15 protein-coding genes are annotated in these 18,016 nt (G+C 41.9%); 11 read left to right on the top strand and 4 right to left on the bottom strand.

Annotation, left to right across the window (positions count from 1 at the left end):
- Nucleotide 1 precedes the first annotated feature (1 nt).
- From PRU_RS05545 to PRU_RS05535, 3 genes are read left to right on the top strand one after another with little or no spacing between them, the layout of a single operon-like run.
- Nucleotides 2-721: a 16S rRNA (uracil(1498)-N(3))-methyltransferase gene (locus PRU_RS05545; RefSeq protein ID WP_033151081.1), complete on the top strand. Its 720-nt coding sequence runs from the start codon at nt 2-4 to the stop codon at nt 719-721.
- A gap of 56 nt (nt 722-777) precedes the next feature.
- On the top strand, nt 778-2,100 hold the full coding sequence (locus PRU_RS05540) for a phenylacetate--CoA ligase family protein (RefSeq protein ID WP_013064690.1): 1,323 nt from the start codon (nt 778-780) through the stop codon (nt 2,098-2,100).
- On the top strand, nt 2,097-2,564 hold the full coding sequence (locus PRU_RS05535) for a DUF3256 family protein (RefSeq protein WP_013065132.1): 468 nt from the start codon (nt 2,097-2,099) through the stop codon (nt 2,562-2,564). Before PRU_RS05540 ends, PRU_RS05535 begins: the two co-directional genes overlap by 4 nt.
- A gap of 271 nt (nt 2,565-2,835) precedes the next feature.
- Here the strand turns inward: PRU_RS05535 and proS are convergent, their stop codons facing one another.
- From proS to PRU_RS05525, 3 genes are all read right to left on the bottom strand, one after another.
- Entirely contained in the window at nt 2,836-4,317 is a 1,482-nt protein-coding gene (proS, locus tag PRU_RS05530; protein WP_013064667.1) for a proline--tRNA ligase, read from the bottom strand.
- Nucleotides 4,318-4,471: 154 nt separating this feature from the next.
- Entirely contained in the window at nt 4,472-4,576 is a 105-nt protein-coding gene (locus PRU_RS16050) for a smalltalk protein (protein ID WP_157054458.1), read from the bottom strand.
- 67 nt (nt 4,577-4,643) lie between these two features.
- Nucleotides 4,644-5,174 (bottom strand): HU family DNA-binding protein, encoded by a 531-nt coding sequence (locus PRU_RS05525; RefSeq protein ID WP_013063682.1) that lies wholly within the window; start codon nt 5,172-5,174, stop codon nt 4,644-4,646.
- A 527-nt stretch (nt 5,175-5,701) separates the two neighbouring features.
- Here PRU_RS05525 and PRU_RS05520 point away from each other — a divergent pair.
- The 4 genes from PRU_RS05520 (at nt 5,702) to PRU_RS05500 (ending at nt 9,936) form a co-directional block, all read left to right on the top strand.
- Nucleotides 5,702-6,490 carry a metallophosphoesterase gene (locus tag PRU_RS05520; protein WP_041386672.1) on the top strand — a complete coding sequence of 263 codons (789 nt, stop codon included), beginning with the start codon at nt 5,702-5,704 and terminating at the stop codon, nt 6,488-6,490.
- Nucleotides 6,491-6,641: 151 nt separating this feature from the next.
- Entirely contained in the window at nt 6,642-7,049 is a 408-nt protein-coding gene (locus tag PRU_RS05515) for a hypothetical protein (RefSeq protein WP_041385773.1), read from the top strand.
- A gap of 149 nt (nt 7,050-7,198) precedes the next feature.
- Entirely contained in the window at nt 7,199-8,632 is a 1,434-nt protein-coding gene (locus tag PRU_RS05510; protein ID WP_013064818.1) for an ATP-binding protein, read from the top strand.
- Between the two features lie 197 nt (nt 8,633-8,829).
- The gene (locus PRU_RS05500; RefSeq protein ID WP_148214880.1) at nt 8,830-9,936 is read left to right on the top strand and encodes a hypothetical protein; all 1,107 of its coding nucleotides are present in this window, start codon (nt 8,830-8,832) and stop codon (nt 9,934-9,936) included.
- A gap of 10 nt (nt 9,937-9,946) precedes the next feature.
- Here PRU_RS05500 and PRU_RS16045 read toward each other — a convergent pair whose 3' ends face one another.
- Nucleotides 9,947-10,084: a hypothetical protein gene (locus tag PRU_RS16045; RefSeq protein WP_177168201.1), complete on the bottom strand. Its 138-nt coding sequence runs from the start codon at nt 10,082-10,084 to the stop codon at nt 9,947-9,949.
- A 446-nt stretch (nt 10,085-10,530) separates the two neighbouring features.
- On the opposite strand from PRU_RS16045, the gene PRU_RS05495 reads away from it, so the two are divergent.
- The 4 genes from PRU_RS05495 to PRU_RS05480 are packed head-to-tail and all read left to right on the top strand — an operon-like array spanning nt 10,531 to nt 18,011.
- Nucleotides 10,531-11,415 (top strand): DUF4007 family protein, encoded by an 885-nt coding sequence (locus tag PRU_RS05495; RefSeq protein WP_013063595.1) that lies wholly within the window; start codon nt 10,531-10,533, stop codon nt 11,413-11,415.
- Entirely contained in the window at nt 11,399-14,623 is a 3,225-nt protein-coding gene (locus PRU_RS05490; protein ID WP_013063891.1) for a hypothetical protein, read from the top strand. Before PRU_RS05495 ends, PRU_RS05490 begins: the two co-directional genes overlap by 17 nt.
- Nucleotides 14,620-15,723, top strand: a complete 1,104-nt coding sequence (locus PRU_RS05485) for an adenine nucleotide alpha hydrolase family protein (protein ID WP_013063290.1) — start codon at nt 14,620-14,622, stop codon at nt 15,721-15,723. Before PRU_RS05490 ends, PRU_RS05485 begins: the two co-directional genes overlap by 4 nt.
- Before the next feature lie 11 nt (nt 15,724-15,734).
- Nucleotides 15,735-18,011, top strand: a complete 2,277-nt coding sequence (locus PRU_RS05480) for a DEAD/DEAH box helicase family protein (RefSeq protein WP_013065747.1) — start codon at nt 15,735-15,737, stop codon at nt 18,009-18,011.
- The last annotated feature ends 5 nt before the right edge of the window (nt 18,012-18,016 follow it).

Raw genomic sequence — 18,016 nt, 5'->3', positions numbered from 1 at the left:
TATGAAGGAAGCAAGATATTTTTTTGTGCCTGATGCCGAGAACCAGACCGAGCTGCCTACCGACGAGGCCATGCACGCCATGCGTGTGCTGCGCCTGAAGAGTGGCGACGAGCTGTTTCTGATGGATGGGGTAGGTAACTACTTCCGTGCGCAGGTTACGGTTGCAGCCACCCATCACTGCTATTACGAAATATTGGAGAAGCTGCCACAGGAGCCCCAGTGGAAAGGCCACCTGCACTTAGGCATTGCGCCCACCAAGATGATGGACCGCATGGAGTGGATGATGGAGAAAGCCACCGAAGTTGGTATCGACGAGGTGTCGTTCCTTAACTGTAAGTTCTCCGAGCGCCGCCTGGTAAAGCTGGTGCGCCTGGATAAGATTGTAACCGCTGCCGTTAAGCAGAGCCACAAAGCCTGGAAGCCCCAGGTCAACGAGATGGTACACTTCAACCATTTCCTCGAGCAGCCCATTCAGGGTCGTAAGTACATCGCCCACTGCTACGAGGAGGTACCCCGTGTAGAGCTGTTCGACGAGCTGCGCAAACCATCCGACAGTCAGGATGCAACCGTGCTGGTAGGTCCCGAGGGCGATTTCTCAATCGACGAGGTGAAGGCAGCCGTAGCTGCCGGTTGGGTATCAGTAAGCTTAGGTTCAGCTCGCCTGCGCACCGAAACGGCCGGTTTAGCCGCCGTGATGATGATGCAGCTGGCACAGAAATAACAATTACATAGAACGATAAACCAAATAAACTATAAGATATGACTGACGAGAAGATTATGGCTACCATCAAGCCCGATGGCGAGTGCTGGCAGCCCGAAATCGAGAAAATGCCAAGAGAGCAACTCCAGCAGTTGCAAGTTAAGAAACTAAAGGACACGATCAACGTATGTCTGAAGTCGCCTTTCTACAAGAAACGATTAGGCGAACTGGGTATCACGGCCGACTCCATCAACAGTCTGGACGATCTGCGTAAGATTCCTTTCACCACAAAGCAGGACCTGCGCGATAACTACCCCTACGGACTCGTTGGCGGCAATCTCGACGATGCCGTACGTATCCACTCTACCAGTGGTACAACCGGTAATCCATGTGTGGTTGTTTACTCCGAACACGACATTTGCTCGTGGGCTAACATGATTGCCCGCAACCTGTATATGGTAGGATGCCGCAAGAGCGACGTGTTCCAAAACTCTTCAGGTTACGGTATGTTTACCGGTGGACTTGGTTTCCAGTACGGCTCCGAGTGGTTGGGCGCTATGACGGTACCAGCCGCAGCCGGAAACTCTAAGCGTCAGATCAAATTCATTAAGGATTTTGGTACCACCTGCCTGCACGCCATTCCATCCTATGCCATCCGTTTGGCAGAGGTGTTTAAGGAGGAGGGCGTCGATCCTGCCACCACCAAGCTGCGCACCCTTTGCATTGGAGCCGAACCCCACACCGAAGAGCAGCGCCGCCGCATCGAGCGCATGCTGGGCGTAAAGGCCTACAACTCGTTTGGTATGACCGAGATGAACGGTCCTGGTGTAGCCTTCGAGTGTAAGTATCAGGAAGGTATGCACCTGTGGGAGGACAACTATATCGTTGAGATTGTAGATCCCGACACCCTCGAGCCAGTGCCCGATGGCCAGATGGGCGAGATGGTTCTTACCACACTCGACCGCACCATGATGCCTATCCTGCGTTACCGTACGCGCGACCTCACCCGCATCATCGCCGAGCCATGTAAGTGCGGACGTACCCACCGTCGTATCGACCGTATCAAGGGCCGTACCGACGATATGTTCATCATCAAGGGTGTAAACGTATTCCCCATGCAGGTCGAGAAGATTCTCGTGCAGTATCCTGGTTTGGGTAGCAACTACCTCATCACCCTCGAGACCATCGACGATAACGATGTGATGACCGTTGAGGTTGAGCTCGACAGCCTTGAGACCGAGATCTATCCCGAGATGCAGAAGATGATGAAGGACATCCAGCGTGCACTCAAGGACGAGATTCTGCTCACCCCAGTAGTAAAACTTGTTAAGAAGGGCTCGTTGCCACAAAGCGAGGGCAAGGCCGTTCGTGTAATAGATAAAAGACCCAGTCGCGGATGAAGAAATTCATGATGGCCCTTTTGTTGGCCACAACACTTAATCAGGCATCAGCTCAGAGCATCACCCTGCGTGATGTGTTCAGGCAGATGCCTGACTCATTGATGCCTTATCTCTCCAAGAATAATCGTTTGGATTTTATCGACTTTTTGGATTCAGGGATGAAGGCCGAAGTAAAGAATCAGTTAGGCGGAACCAGCCAGATGATTGCGCTGGGCGATGATAGTCTCACTATCCGCATGAACCCGTCGTTGCGAACCGATATGTTGCTGATGGACAGCACCGTAGTGATGATCGAAACGTTTACCGTCGATTCCATCTACGGACAGAGTAGGGTACACTACTTTACCACCGCCTGGCAGCCCATCGCAGCACCCCAATTTACCGAAGCACAAAGCCAAAGAATTAAGCGTTTCGAAATGCAAAATATCCTGAAGCGGGACGATGAATTGCTAAACAAACGTTAAATTAATGTAGTTTATGGCTTCTGATTTTCCACTTTCAGAAGAAATGAATTACCTTTGCACATGTGTTTTTCATGGTATTAGATTATTAAGGTTAATTAGAAATGGATTTATCGTGAGGTAAGTGATATTTCGGCCTCCATAAAGTAATGTTTGAATATATTTTTTTAGAACATTAGTTTATGGTTAAAAAAAGAGGAACCTGAGAAGGTTCCTCTTTTACTTTTATCATTAAATCTTAAATGTTTAATGTTTAATCTTTAATGTTTAATGTTTAATAGCTTCTAGCTATAATCACGCGAGCCTTCGCTGGCTTACCAGTTACCATATCCACACCAGGAGTCTGCTCTACGCCAAAAGGCACGCAGCGGATAGTGGCCTGAGTCTCCTCCTTAATCTTAGCCTCGGTCTCGGCAGTACCGTCCCAGTGGCACAGGAAGAATCCACCGTCCTTCACCTTCTCCTTAAACTCCTCGTAGTTCTCGCACTCGTAGATGCGGGCATCACGATAAGCCTTAGCCTTCTCAAAGATATTCTTCTGGATATCCTCAAGCAGCTGCTCTACATACTCGGTGATACCGTCAATCGAGCGAGTCTCCTTCTCCAGCGTATCGCGGCGCATTACCTCGATAGTGCCGTTCTCCAAGTCGCGAGCACCCAGAACCAAACGTACGGGAACACCCTTCAGCTCGTAGTCGGCAAACTTAAAGCCAGGACGCTTGTTGTCAGCATCGTCAAACTTCACGGTGATACCCTTAGCGCGCAGAGCCTCTATGATAGGTGTCACCTCCTTGTTAACCTGCTCCATCTGCTCAGGCTTGGTAGCGATAGGAATAATTACCACCTGGATAGGAGCCAGACGTGGAGGCAATACCAGTCCGTTATCATCACTGTGAGTCATAATCAGCGCACCAATCAGTCGGGTCGAAACACCCCACGATGTAGCCCATACGTACTCTGGCTTGTTCTCCTTATTCAGATAAGTAACCTCGAATGCCTTGGCAAAGTTCTGACCCAGGAAGTGGCTGGTACCGCTCTGCAGTGCCTTACCGTCCTGCATCATAGCCTCGATGGTGTAAGTATCCAGCGCACCGGCAAAACGCTCAGTCTCGCTCTTCACACCCTGTACCACAGGCACAGCCATCCACTCTTCAGCAAACTTGGCATATACCTTCAGCATCTTCTGTGCTTCCTCCTCGGCCTCCTCACGAGTAGCGTGGGCTGTGTGGCCCTCCTGCCAAAGGAACTCCGATGTGCGCAGGAATGGGCGGGTACGCATCTCCCAACGCATTACGTTACACCACTGGTTGCACATCAGTGGCAGATCGCGCCATGAGTGAATCCAGTTCTTATATGTATTCCAGATAATAGTCTCCGAAGTAGGACGTACAATCAGTTCCTCCTCGAGCTTAGCTGTTGGGTCAACCTCAACACCGCTCTTATCCTCCTTTGCGCGCAGGCGGTAGTGTGTTACCACAGCACACTCCTTAGCAAAACCCTCAACGTGCTCGGCCTCCTTCGAGAGGAACGACTTTGGGATAAGCAGTGGGAAGTATGCGTTCTGAGCACCAGTTTCCTTAAACATCTTGTCGAGCTGCTGCTGCATCTTCTCCCAGATGGCATAACCGTAAGGCTTAATAACCATACAGCCACGTACAGCGCTCTGCTCTGCCAAATCAGCCTTAACTACCAGGTCGTTAAACCACTGACTGTAGTTGTCGGCTCTTTTCGTTAATTCTTTTAATTCTTTTGCCATATTTTTCTTCTATGTTTCCTAATTTGCGTGCAAAGGTACTGAAAATCGAGCGAAATACAAAATAAAATACTAAAAAAATCGCAACGGCATCACTCCGTCACGACTTTTTTAATTTTCAATCTGCCATTTTTTGCATTCTTACATTTTTTCATTTTTACATTGCTCCCATGCACGATGTGGCTCCCAGTGCCGTCACAATCGCCGTAGCGATCGATGCAATCATCTGCACGATAAACTTTAATGTCTCTTTCTTTGTCATAGTTTAATGTTTAATGTTTAATGTTTCATGTTTAATAGGAGTAGGCTGGGGCCTAAGCCCCAAGCCCTTAATCACCAATCGGCTCGTTATGATTTCCGCCGCCACCAGTGTTTCCACCGGTATTGCCACCGCCATTGCTTGGCTCGTCGGGATCCTCAACCGTACCTGGGTCTGTCGAGGTTACACGCTTAATCTCCTTACCATCGCGGTCGTAGCAGGTAATCTGGATGGCTGTGCCTGCCAGCTCCTCCTTCAGATCCACCGCTGGGGTGAAGATGATTCGGCGACTGGTTACCAGTCCGGCTTTCACCTCATCTACCTTGGCCACACTCTTGGCGCGGATACCGAATCGCATGGTTCCCAAACCTGGCAGCGCAACCGAGTGACCCTCAGTGGCCCAAGCCTTAATCACCTCGCCAGCAGCATCCCAGCAGGCCTGCATAATGCCTTTACTTACTCCGCTACGCAGGGCAGCCTCCTTAATCACCTTTTCCTGAGAGAGCGAGGTGTACAACTCCGGCATCATGATGTAGCGATAAGTGCCCTCATACTTGCCAATCTTCTGCAACTTTTCCTGTGCTTTAACTTTCAATGCCATAATTCTAGTTTAATTTTTGTGTTGTTGTAAATAAATTTTTAATTATAAATGTTTAATGTTTAATGTCTCAATGTTTAATGTAGATTTGCGCTCACGTGAGGTAGATTTTCTTAGTGCACGTGGGAGAATCTTTTTCCTCGTGTGGGAGCATCATCTCCATCTTCATCTTGACAATGCAAAGGTACGAAATTTTCGTCATATAGAGAAGTATCAACTGTTAATGAATTGTTAAAATCTTAAGAGCTAACCAGCAGTGGTTACGGATTACAAATTACAGATAGGTATATGAGCCAAAAATATATCAAACTAAAATTTTACTATATATATAATTAATTATATATATAGTAAAATTCAATACACCATTTTTCTCACCATTACCAACCTCACACAAACCTAACTGTAATCTGTAACCGTAATCAAATCGGTTTCTTTATCAGAAATAGGCGAATATTCCCTCATAAAATTGGCAAAACATTTGGAGGTTTGTCCAAAAAAGTGTATCTTTGCATGCAATAATACAAATAAAAATAGTGAACAGAAACTGCAATATAGTAGAATACCCTCGCGCCAAGAAAATCGTAGTTAGTGGCGATATTCATGGTGATTTTACTCAGCTCGTATTTAAGTGCTGCGTACAGTATGAAATGACCGATACACTTATCATTGTAGCTGGTGATTGTGGATTCGGTTTTGAAAGGCCCGGCTATTATGAGGCTGTTTACAATCGTTGTCGCGACCGGCTTTCAAAATCCAATAACTGGATAGCTTTTATAAGAGGAAATCATGATAATCCAGCTTATTTTAATAGACTACCAATCAAACACCAACGCTGGCGTACGCTAAGCGACTATTCGGTAATTAAAGCTTGTGGCCATACTATTCTCTGTGTAGGCGGAGCAACTTCCATCGACAGAACTCTTCGTATGGCTTCTAATAAATTTCATTTGCCCAATCCGGCTGATCCACTTATGCCAAATCTTTATTGGTCAAACGAGCTTCCTGAATTCAACAAGGAGAAGCTAAATGCGATAGATCAGCAATGTGCTGTTGACACCGTAATAACCCATACCTCGCCGTCATTTTGTGAGTTGTCATCTCACAATTTCTTGGAGAGTTGGGCTACACACGATGCTGATTTGTTAGACGATGTGAGATATGAGCGCCAGGTGATGGACCAGATCTATGATTATCTTTATAGCAAGAATCATCCTTTAAGTAATTGGTATTACGGACATTTCCACGAGAGCTGGCACGCCGAAATAGATCAGGTAAGATACCACATGCTCGATATAATGGAGTTAAGAGAGATTCTTTAAGAAATATGGGACTTTTCTAAAGAAAAATACGAAAAAAATTGGATTCTATCCAAAAATGATGTATATTTGCAACGATATATCCCATTGGGGATTAACCGCTTATAAAAGCTAATACAAAATATTACTACTAATAAATAAAACAATTAAAGCTATGGTAGGAAGACTGAGTAAAATCCTGAAAGAACTTAATATAGGCATACAAACAGCTCGATCAATTTTGGGGAAGAATATTTCTCTGAATTCTAAAATTACACATGGACAGTTTCTTGTTCTCAGAAATTATATCAGCAATCTAACACAAAAAGTTAGTACTCCCAAACCTATATCGCCTCCATCTGAATATTTAAATGGAGTACCAGAAGATGTTTATGCTAAGTCTGTTCTGACAAAAACGAGTAAAAAAACACGGATAAAACAAAAGTTGGGCAATCTCGTACCAAAAACTTCCAAAGCAAAAAAGGGAACTGCAAAATATAGCGATCCTTATAAACTACAGTTGATGAAAGATCATCTCGCAAAGAAATATGAAGGCTATATATACGGGTTGTCCGACTGGTAAATCTATAACAATGCAACATATGGGGCGGAGAATGTTATCGTTTTCTCCGTCCTTTTTTCTTGTATATTGTATTTTTTAGCCTTAATATTGTATTTTTCCCCAAACTTTTTGTACCTTTGCAAGCAAAGACTAAAAATAATGAACTGAAAATGACAACTATACAAGAACTGATAGCTGAATGTACAGCTTACGACTATAAAGTTGCACTCGAGGAAAGCAAACCTAAAAGCTGGCTTAAGAGTGTAAGCGCTTTTGCCAATGGCATGGGTGGTAGTCTGTTCTATGGTGTAAACAATGAGGGCATCGTAGTAGGACTAGCCGATGTGCAGCATGTGTGCGAAGCTATCAGTTGCAAGATTCGCGACTATATGGATCCTTTGCCAGATGTAGAAATGATTCCGCATAGGATAGACGGGATGGATGTACTACAGCTGAAGGTAAAGTCCGGTAATTACACACCATACTACTACGTGGGTGATGGTCAGCGCATTGCCTTTATACGTGTGGGCGACGAAAGCCTGCCAGCCACCTCCGAACAGATGCTACGTTTGGTTTTGAAAGGTACCAACAGGACTTACGACTCGCTGCTTACCGACTATAAAGTTGAGGACAACTCTTTTGCTTTCTTGGCAAATACTTTTAAAAAGCGAACCGGTCAGGAATGGGATAAAAAGTATCTCCTGTCTTTCGGACTTGTAACTGAAGAAGGTCAGCTTACCAATGCAGGTGCATTGTTTGCCGATTACAGTCCGATGTCGCAGTCGCGTCTGTATTGTACACGATGGGATGGCAAGGAGAAGGGCGATGCCATTAACGATGCTGAGTACACCGGTAACGTACTGCTATTGCTTAATGAGGCTATGAACTTTGTGAAATCTAACACCAAGCGTGGCTGGGAGAAACTGCCTGATGGTCGCAAAAACAAACCCGAGTATGCCGAGCGTGCCGTGTTAGAGGCAATGGTAAACCACTTTATCCATCGAGATTATACCGTGATGGGGTCCGAGGTACATCTGGATATTTACGACGATCGCATTGTTGTAACCTCGCCTGGCGGTATGTATAACGGCATGCTAATTCAGAATCTGAATATTGCCGATGTGTCTTCCGAGCGCCGCAACCCCATTCTTGCCAATGTGATGGCCCAGCTCGACTACATGGAGAAACGTGGAAGCGGATTAACCCGAATCTGCAATGAAACAAAGGCGCTGGAGGGCTACAGGGACGAATTGAAACCTGTATTCAAATCTACTCCCACTCAGTTCCAAACCATCATTTATGCCAATGCTGAGGAGGAAGTTGGCGTAAAAGATGTCACCAAAGATGTCGGAAAAGATGTCGTAAAAGAACTATCTGAGCGTCAGATAGTTATACTGAAAATATTGTCTCTTAATTCCAGGATTTCAGCAAAGGCCATGTCGGAAAAGATGTCGGAAAAGAATCTTAATGTAGAAAGAACTATCGAAAGAGATTTGGCAAAGTTGAAAAAGTTGGGCATCCTAACTCGAAAAGGTGGCCGCAAGGATGGCGAATGGGTACTAACAGATTTAGGTAAATCGGTATTTGATAAGCTTACAAAATAAGACACCATGAAGGTGTCTTTTTTGTAGCAAAGATAAGCAATCGGCTCTGCCGCTTGCTAAAAAGCAAGAACATTTTCAATAAGTTCCAAATATTTTGGGACTTTTTTGATGTATATTGCATTTTTTTAGCCCCATTCTTGTATTTTTTACAAAACTTTTTTGTACTTTTGCCCCGCTTAACAAACTGAATAAATGAAATGATAAATTTAAATACTCCATCAGACGTTATGTGGGCCACCTTGGCCAAAGAATACGAAAAAGCTAAATACTGGATGATTAAACAGTTCGGTGGCGAAAAACGTTATGAAGCCATGCGCGACGATTTGCTGCGTAAGTGTGCTTATTCTCAGCGTCCAATGCTCTCTAAGCCAGTCTATTACACTTCGTCAGAAGGCAATCGTTGGATATGCTTCGAAAATGCCTTTTACTATCCTGATAGCTTGGCTTCTAATTGCATGCCTAATTGTTTTTGTTATTTCGAAACAGCCAGCTCTATTGGTGTTTTCATGGTAGGTTTTAACGAACTGATTCATGGTGGCGACATGAATTGTGTTCTCATTTTTACCCCTCATTTTTTTCAGCGTTATGCCGAGCGTATGGGGGTGAGTGGCGATAAGAACGAACTCTTGATGAAATTTATTACTTCAACAAGATCGTTCACTGTTAGTCCGATGGAGCCCGATGAAAATGGTGTAGAACGCATCACGGTCCGTATCACAACCGATTGTACTGGTCATGGTATTCGTCGGTCGGGAAAAGAGAATGTCTTCGAGGTTCGTACCATCCTTACAGATGCTCAGCTATCTAAGGCACAAGCAGCCCGCACCGAACATGTTCGCTCGCTTGGTGATCTTACCCGTTTTGAACCGCTTGAGGTTACCGAACACCGTTTAAATAATTGTGGCGATATAAAAGATGTAGCCAAGGCTTTTTATGATAAGATTGATAAGTTGGAGTCGCTGGGTGTAGATACAAGTTTCCAGACTAGAGGTTTGAAACTAAGTATGACCTTTAGCAAGATTTTTATGCAGATGGGCATCGCTACTATTTACGATTCCGATTTTTGGACTAAACTCGGCCGTGAATCCCACGCGTCTATTTTACGTTATCTGCATGGCTTAGACGAAAATGATAAAGATTTTGATCCATTTAAGGAACTTGTTAAGGTTGCGCGCGAGATTGCTGCACGTATGGGAGTAAGAAAATTTGCCTGGCGCGAATGTGCCAAACTGTTGTTAATGGATATATACCAATATAACGAAGCTACAGCTGCCGAAACCATAAGGGAATTATACCCTATGTGAGCAGAAAAAATCATAGGGACTCGGCAGTACCTTTTAAACCCATCTTTTCCCATTCATCAGCCATACGTCGTTCAGCGTTACGCCTGATTTCAAGCGAACGCTTAAAGCGTGCTAATGCCTCTTCGTACGTTATCTTCTTAATTTCCATTGTCAATCGAATTATTCCTTTCACTCTGCAAAGCTAGGAACTTTTTCTGATAATCCAAACTATTTTGCTATTTTTTCAAGAAAATCCTCGTAAAACTGCGCAGATTTCACTTTTTATTTGTACCTTTGTCCCTGCATTGTGGAAACTGCTAGATTGAGCTCTGTGCTCTGTGATGGCAGAAACCTATCTCTAATGTGAGTGTGGACCACTTTGCAGGACATTGCGGGACAGAAATTGAGTATTCAAAATTCTGATGAGGTTTACATCCAAATAGTCGGCAAAACTAGTTTAGAAACACGACCTCTTGGGATTGGGATACGCCTGTATAGGCGTACCCTTTCCTTGTGTATCGTGTTAGGGCCTGTTTGCCGACGGCTCGGATGTAAATATACAAGGGATGAGGGTGCGCTTTTTTTATTTCCCCTATAATTTATGAACTAAAGACAATGAATGCAAGTAATAAGGCAAAAGGCGTGAAATACGCGTTTTCTGGTCACGAGTCATTCCCTTGTAAGTCGCTTTGGCTAAAGAAAGGGTATGATTTTGTCGTGTCAGGTAACGACTTTAATAGTCCAGAGGCTGTTATCGGATTGGGAGTTGGTAAGAATATGGTTGCTTCTATTCGATTCTGGCTAAAGGCTTTTGGTGTTACTGCGAGCGATAAGATAACCTGGCTTGGTGACTACCTCTTCGATGAAATAAGTGGTAAGGATAAGTATCTAGAAGATATTGCAACCTTGTGGTTACTCCATTTTAATTTGGTATTTTCTGAGGAAGCAACATTATATAAAATGTTCTTCTGTGGTGTACAGCGAGAACGTACAAGCTTTGAACGTGAACAGGTTTTGACCTATGTGAAGTTGAAAATGGCTGAAGCAGGGAAAGCTACATTGTATAATGAGAATACAGTTAAAAAGGATGTAGGTGTTTTGCTTCAGAACTATTGCTTACCCCGTAAGCCACAATCAAACGAAGACTTCTCATCATTGTTGATAGATCTTGATTTAATTCGCCAAAATTCAGAAGGTAAAGGTTATTACTTCAATGTAGATGGTAAACGTAAGGTTACCAAAGAGATATTCCTTTATGGCCTGTTGATGTTGAAGGAGCAAGAAGGTGATAATACCATCTCATTTGATACGATTCAAGAGAGAGTAGGACTTGTGTTCTGTATGCAGGACTATGAAACGATTGAGATGCTGAAGCTTTTGGCAAACGAGTATAATCAGTATTTCGCTTATAGCGATGTAGCTGGTATCAAACAAGTTCAATTCATTAAAGAGTTGGATGTTAAACATGTATTAGATAATTATTATGGCACGGACATTTAGTTTATCCGCAAATATAGAAAACGGCTTTGCTGAGGGTATGCAATACCTGGTAACGCCTAATGCTAAGAATGCGATTCACAACATTGTGAACGATTTCCATTCTGGCATTCATTCTTTTACTATCATTGGTTCGTATGGTACTGGAAAGTCGAGTTTCTTGTTGGCACTTGAAGCCGATTTAAAGAAAACAAGCAAGAAGAGATATCTTTTGGATTCCAAGAATCTTTCAGACGCAAAGGCGTTTGAAATAATGAATATTGTTGGCGATTATGCCGAAATGTCGACACTTTTGAGCCGAGCTCTGAATATCGAAGGTAACACCGACAGTATCCTTGATAGTTTGAAGGATTACTATAATCAATGCCAGAAAAAGGGAAAGTTCTTACTGATTGTTATTGATGAATTTGGCAAAGTTTTAGAGCATGCTGCAAAGAACAATCCTGAAAAAGAGCTGTATTTCTTGCAGAAGTTGTCGGAATTGATAAATGTTCCTACTCGTCAGATAATGCTTTTAACAACCTTACACCAGAATTTTGGTGCTTATGCTAAAGGTTTGACGAAAGAGCAAACTAATGAATGGACAAAGGTGAAAGGTCGTTTTAAGGAGATAACCTTTGTAGAACCGATCGAACAGCTGCTTCATTTGGCATCGATACAGTTACAAGAGCAGCAGAGTCATAAGGCTACCGATAATATATTAAAGCTTGCAGAGTTAGCAAAATCTACACGTTTTGTCTCACAGGATTTTTCGGTGGATACGGCTATGCAGTTGTACCCATTAGATTTGTTCTCTGCTTATACAATTACGTCGGCTATCCGTCGATATGGACAAAATGAACGATCGCTTTTTACATTCCTTGCAGCAAAAGGAAGTAATTCAATCTCGGAGTTTGAAGCCGATGACCATCTTACATATAATCTTCAGAATGTTTACGACTACATTCTGTACAACTTCTATTCGTATCTGAAAGATGCAAATGCCGACTCTATGAGTTGGGGGGCTATCAAGGTTTCGATAGAGCGAGTTGAGGGCCAAGACTGGAGCGATAAAAACGAGATGCTTAATGCTACAAAGCTGGTTAAGGCAATAGGTTTACTTAACTTGTTCGGTACAGCAGGCTTCAAGCTTACTGAAAGAAACCTGACTGATTATGCTCGTGAGGCGATGGCAATGGATAATGCCAAAGAGATTATTCAGAAGTTGTCAGCAAAGAAAATCATTCGATATGCTGCATATAAGGAGCGTTTCGTTTTGTTTGAGGGTACTGATATTGACCTCGAAGCAGAAATTATTGAAGCAGGAATGAAGGTTGCACGACCTGATTCTATTGTTGATGAATTAAGCGTGTTCTTTAATCGAAGAATATCTCCAGTAAAAGCCCATTTCTATCAGAAGGGAACACCACGATTCTTTGATTATTTGATTCGCGAAGAACCCTTAGATGTTGTGCCTACTGGCGATACTGATGGTTATATAGAGTTGATTTTCTCGACCAACAAAAAGGTATTGGCCCAAATCAAAGAGTTCAGTTCAGAAAATGATCATGCGTTGATTTTTGCCTACTTTACTAATACAGAGGCTATCATAGAACATCTTTATAATATCAAGAAATATCTGTACCTTTTGGAACGAGTAATTGATAAAAGTGATAGGGTGGCCTTTACTGAAATTCAAAAGCAAAAGGAGCATGAAGAGAATCTTCTGAATAAAGCAATTAGTGATAATCTATTCTCGTATCAGGATCGGGTTGTTTGGGTGTTTGATGGAAAGGTGCAAAAAGTAGCTTCGCATCGTGATTTCAATAAGTTGCTGTCAAGAGTCTGCGACAAGGTATATAGCCAGACACCCGTGATGATTAATGAACTGTTCAATAAGCATAAGCTTAGTGGTACTATATCATCTGCTAGAAAGAGTTATCTCACCCATTTGATAGATCACAACTCTGAAGTGGGGCTGGGATTTGCTAACGACAAGTTCCCACCAGAAAAGACTATCTATGCATCGTTACTGCAGAATACAGGATTGCATCTGGATGGCGATTTTGCTGATATGCCTACCAACAAAGGTTTTATGCCTTTATGGAATGCCTGTGAGGAGTTCTTAAATAGTTCAGAGAATAAAGCGCGAAAAATCTCTGAATTAATAAAGATACTATCAGCTCAGCCTTATAAGCTAAAGCAAGGATTCCTTGAATTCTGGATTCCAACCTACCTATATATTAAGCGTCAGGATTTTGCTTTGTACAATGTGTCAAATGGTGCTTTCATGCCAAATGTCAACATGGAGTTCTTTGATTTGTTGCAGAAGCATCCTGGTGATTTTGCAGTTAAGAAGTTTGCTGTAGATGGTATGAAGATGGGCTTCTTCAACCAATATCGCCGATTCATTAATCTTGGTGACGAGCATGCTATTACAAATTCGAATTTTATTGAGACAATCAAGCCGTTCTTGAGTTTCTATGTTCGTTTGAACGAATATACCAAACATACTCGTAAATTCGATCATGAGTCAACAATGAGATTCCGTGATGTACTTGCAAATGCTAAGGATCCAGAAAAGGCTTTCTTTGAAGATCTGCCTGATGCATTAGGCTTTACTCAGGAAATATTGAAACAAGAAGAGTTTATTAACGAGTATGGAAGAATCATTCAGCGAGCCATAAAGGAACTGCGTACATGCTACACTCAGTTAATAGATCGTATTGAAGCGAGACTTGTGGAAGGTTTTGGCTTACAGAGTTATGAATATTCTGAATATATAGTTGAAGTACGTGAGCGACTGGCCAATGTTAAAGACTATCTGTTGACAGGTAAGCAACGTGAGTTCTATCACCATGTAATGACAGAGTATGATAATCGCACTGAGTGGTACCAGTCAATCTGCTATACCATTCTCGAACAGCGACTTGATGCATTGCGTGATGAACAAGAAGATAAATTAGCTGATGATTTGGTATATCTATTACGCGAATGCGAGAAATATTCCGATATATCAAAGAAGGTTGGCGATAAAGAACAGAATGAGGCATATTCATTCGATATGGTAACTAGCAAAGGTAGTAGTGTTCGTACTCAGACCTATGTTCTACCAGAGAAAGATAAATCGAAGGCTGCTGATTTGGAGAAGAAAATCAATCAGTTGCTTTCAGGTGATAATAACGTCGACGTATGTACATTACTGTCGATATTAAGTAAAAAAATGAAATGACAAAAGTAAGACATATATTAGGAATTTCAGGTGGTAAGGATAGTGCTGCTCTCGCCATCTATCTGAAAAAGACGTACCCATCATTAAAGATTGAGTACTATAATTCAGATACCGGTTGTGAGTTGGCTGAAACCGAAACGCTGATTAATCGCCTGGAGGCCTATTTGGGTAAGATTGAAAGACTGAGAGCTGCCGAGGGTAGTCCTGAGCCAACACCATTCCACCATTTCTTAAAAGCTATGGGTGGTTTCTTACCTTCTCCCCAGGCTCGTTGGTGTACCAAAAAGATGAAACTCGATAAGTTCGAGGAATACGTTGGTGACGATTATGCAGTTTCGTATGTTGGTATTCGAGGCGATGAGGATCGTGATGGTTATATCTCTTCTAAGCCCAATATCCAAGCTGTATTCCCATTCCGTAAAAATATATGGAGCATTGACGTCATCAACAAGTTCTTGCACAATGAGAACCTGGAACAGATAACGGAAATATACGAGCGTCTTTGTCCAGAAGGGTTCCTCAAGGAAGAGATTATGGATACGGTAAAGAAACCGATTACCAAGCAGTTCTTTTATTCTAAGAAAATGAATGCATTACTTGATTACGACGTTAAGTTGTTTAATCATGCGGTGTTCGAGTTTCTTAAGACAACTGATTACCCAGTGGGGAAACTGGATGAGTTCCCCCTGCTTGATAATACCGACATATTGGTAAAGGACGATATTTTCAGATTACTGAGAGAAAGTGGAGTAGGAGTACCTGCCTATTACGAGGAAATACCTTTCGAAGTAGATGGCGAAACGGGAACCTATTGCCGCAGTCGTTCTGGTTGTTACTTCTGTTTCTTCCAGCAGAAGATAGAATGGATATGGCTCTATGAGCAACATCCCGACCTCTTTAAGAAAGCGATGGAGTTTGAAAAAGATGGATACACGTGGAATCAGAATGAGAGTTTAGCCGACCTCATTAAACCAGAACGTATCCGCCAGATAAAACTCGACATCATCCGTCGCCAAAAAGAAAGCCGAGCAAACAACAAGGGTACAACCCTTGCCGAGATCCTTGGTGATGATATCATGTGTACGAACTGTTTTATATAAAGAAATCGCCAATGCTGAAGAATGATGTAATATGGCCAAGTCACAGGCAATTTGATTCCAGAACAGAGTGGGAACCGGTAGGTTTCTTTTCAGAATGTCTGTGCAATGCTACATCGTTTGATTTGATGTTAGGCTTTTTCTCCTCTTCTGCCATAGAAGTTTTGGCTGATGGTTTTGCTTTGTTCTTATATCATGGAGGGAAAATGCGTCTTATCATCAATGATGTACTTACGCAAGCAGATAAGGATTTTATAGCTAAAGGAAAAGAAGGAAGTGTTCTTGATTTCTTTGATATAGACAATTTGGAGAAAATTAAAAATACACTTTCAAAGAGAAATCGGCATTTTTATGATTGCCTGTCTTTTCTAATACAGGAAAATAGATTGGAAATTAAAATCATCCGTCCTCGAGACAGTGTTGGCATATCACATCCTAAGCAAGGAGTGTTTAGCGATGCCTACAATTCCATTTGCTTTAATGGATCATGTAATTTCTCTCGGAATGCACTTATTGAAAATATTGAAAGTATATCTATAGACTGTGATTGGGATGGTAGTGTTGCAGAGAATAGGGTTCGGCACAATAAAGAATTATTTCAAACCGCTTTTGCTGAGCAGAATCCTAATTACGTATATGTTGATGCATCCAAAATTAGGAGTAATATACAAAATTGCTTCAGAAAGAAAGAGATAGAAGAGCTTCTCGAAGAGGAAGAAGAAATAATTCGAAAAGAAAAGAAAGAATATCCCATCAATAACAATGTTGCGTATGCATTAAAACGTACCCGGGAAAAAGTTAACAACGTTATTTCCTTAATTAAGGAGAAATATAATCATAGTGAGGAAGATCAGGATTTGCCTGCGTTCCCCTATGTCACAGGTCCACATGAATACCAAAATAAAGCCTTTGAAAAATGGGTTGCAAATAAGCAGAAAGGTCTATTTGCAATGGCTACTGGTACTGGTAAGACAATAACTTCTTTGAATTGTCTTCTTAATATATATAAAGGAAAAGCTGGTTGTTATAAAGCAATAATACTTGTACCAACTACCGTTCTTGTTGACCAATGGGCTGTCGAATGTAAAAAGTTTCACTTCGATAGCATAATAAAGGTTTACTCAAAAAATGTTTCTTGGAAGAAATCACTTGACAACATCATTTTGCAAGAGAAAATTAATGATGATAACAAACTTAATTATATCATAATTTCTACATATGCCTCATTTGCGCGAGATAATGTTTTTACAATTCTGACGCAACTCCCAAGAAAAAAGGTTCTATTTATAGCAGACGAGTGTCACAATATTGGGGCGGGTAAGATAAAAGTAAGATTACCATACATACCTTATGGTAGAAGGATTGGTTTATCTGCTACACCACAAAGGCAGTTTGATGATGCTGGAAATAATGCGATTAACGATTTTTTTGGTATAAAAGAAGATTATACCTTTGAATATACTATGCAGCAAGCTATACAGGAAGGTAAGCTGTGTCAATACTATTATTATCCTCATGTAGTATATCTCAATTCTGAAGAGATGCAAGAATACAATGAACTTTCCGTTAAGTTGGCAAAGTATTATTTAGTTGATAGTGACCGATTTAAAAAAGATGACATACTTATGTCGCTATTGTTGAAGAGAAAACGTATTATTCATAAAGCATCTGGAAAGAAGACTGTATTTTACGACATATTGAAAGATAGAATAAAAACTAATGGCTCTTTGAAATATTCTCTCATTTATGTCCCTGAAGGTAATGAGCCTGCGGAGTACTTTGATAATGACAGCGATAGTCAAGACACAATAAGTGATGATGTTGAAACTCAGCACCTTATTGATGAATATACTCGTATTGTAGCAGAGGTTGACCCTCATACAACTGTCATGCAGTTCACAAGTGAAACAGCTAATAGAGACGGGATACTCGAAAAATTTTCGAAAGGACAATTAGATGTCTTGACATCAATGAAATGTTTGGACGAAGGTGTTGATGTGCCTCGTAGCGAGATGGCGATATTCTGTGCTAGTACAGGAAACCCAAGACAGTTTATCCAACGTAGAGGACGAATATTGCGTACTCATGAAGATAAGAAGTATGCGATTATCCATGATCTGGTAGTTGCGCCTAAGATTGATTACGCTATGTCTTCTTACAAAATGGAACGCAATCTTTTGAACAACGAGATGAAAAGGGTTCGTGAGTTTGCTAATCTTTCACAGAATAGCAGTGATACAGTAAAAGAATTAGAAGATATTTTGACATATTATAATTTACCAATATTTTAACGTCT

The organism is Xylanibacter ruminicola 23, from assembly GCF_000025925.1.
GTDB classification, from domain to species: Bacteria; Bacteroidota; Bacteroidia; order Bacteroidales; family Bacteroidaceae; genus Prevotella; species Prevotella ruminicola.
Note: the sequence above shows the minus strand (reverse complement) of the source record. Positions and strands in the feature narration are given on the sequence as shown.

What these genes read in the sequence shown, in the direction of transcription:
- PRU_RS05495 (WP_013063595.1), top strand. Translation starts at nt 10,531, where the DNA reads ATGAATGCAAGTAATAAGGCAAAAGGCGTGAAATACGCGTTTTCTGGT.
- PRU_RS05515 (WP_041385773.1), top strand. Translation starts at nt 6,642, where the DNA reads ATGGTAGGAAGACTGAGTAAAATCCTGAAAGAACTTAATATAGGCATA.
- PRU_RS05485 (WP_013063290.1), top strand. Translation starts at nt 14,620, where the DNA reads ATGACAAAAGTAAGACATATATTAGGAATTTCAGGTGGTAAGGATAGT.
- PRU_RS05510 (WP_013064818.1), top strand. Translation starts at nt 7,199, where the DNA reads ATGACAACTATACAAGAACTGATAGCTGAATGTACAGCTTACGACTAT.
- PRU_RS16050 (WP_157054458.1), bottom strand. Translation starts at nt 4,576, where the DNA reads ATGACAAAGAAAGAGACATTAAAGTTTATCGTGCAGATGATTGCATCG.
- PRU_RS05490 (WP_013063891.1), top strand. Translation starts at nt 11,399, where the DNA reads ATGGCACGGACATTTAGTTTATCCGCAAATATAGAAAACGGCTTTGCT.
- PRU_RS05535 (WP_013065132.1), top strand. Translation starts at nt 2,097, where the DNA reads ATGAAGAAATTCATGATGGCCCTTTTGTTGGCCACAACACTTAATCAG.
- PRU_RS05545 (WP_033151081.1), top strand. Translation starts at nt 2, where the DNA reads ATGAAGGAAGCAAGATATTTTTTTGTGCCTGATGCCGAGAACCAGACC.
- PRU_RS05480 (WP_013065747.1), top strand. Translation starts at nt 15,735, where the DNA reads ATGCTGAAGAATGATGTAATATGGCCAAGTCACAGGCAATTTGATTCC.
- PRU_RS05525 (WP_013063682.1), bottom strand. Translation starts at nt 5,174, where the DNA reads ATGGCATTGAAAGTTAAAGCACAGGAAAAGTTGCAGAAGATTGGCAAG.
- proS (WP_013064667.1), bottom strand. Translation starts at nt 4,317, where the DNA reads ATGGCAAAAGAATTAAAAGAATTAACGAAAAGAGCCGACAACTACAGT.
- PRU_RS05540 (WP_013064690.1), top strand. Translation starts at nt 778, where the DNA reads ATGGCTACCATCAAGCCCGATGGCGAGTGCTGGCAGCCCGAAATCGAG.
- PRU_RS05500 (WP_148214880.1), top strand. Translation starts at nt 8,830, where the DNA reads ATGATAAATTTAAATACTCCATCAGACGTTATGTGGGCCACCTTGGCC.
- PRU_RS16045 (WP_177168201.1), bottom strand. Translation starts at nt 10,084, where the DNA reads ATGGAAATTAAGAAGATAACGTACGAAGAGGCATTAGCACGCTTTAAG.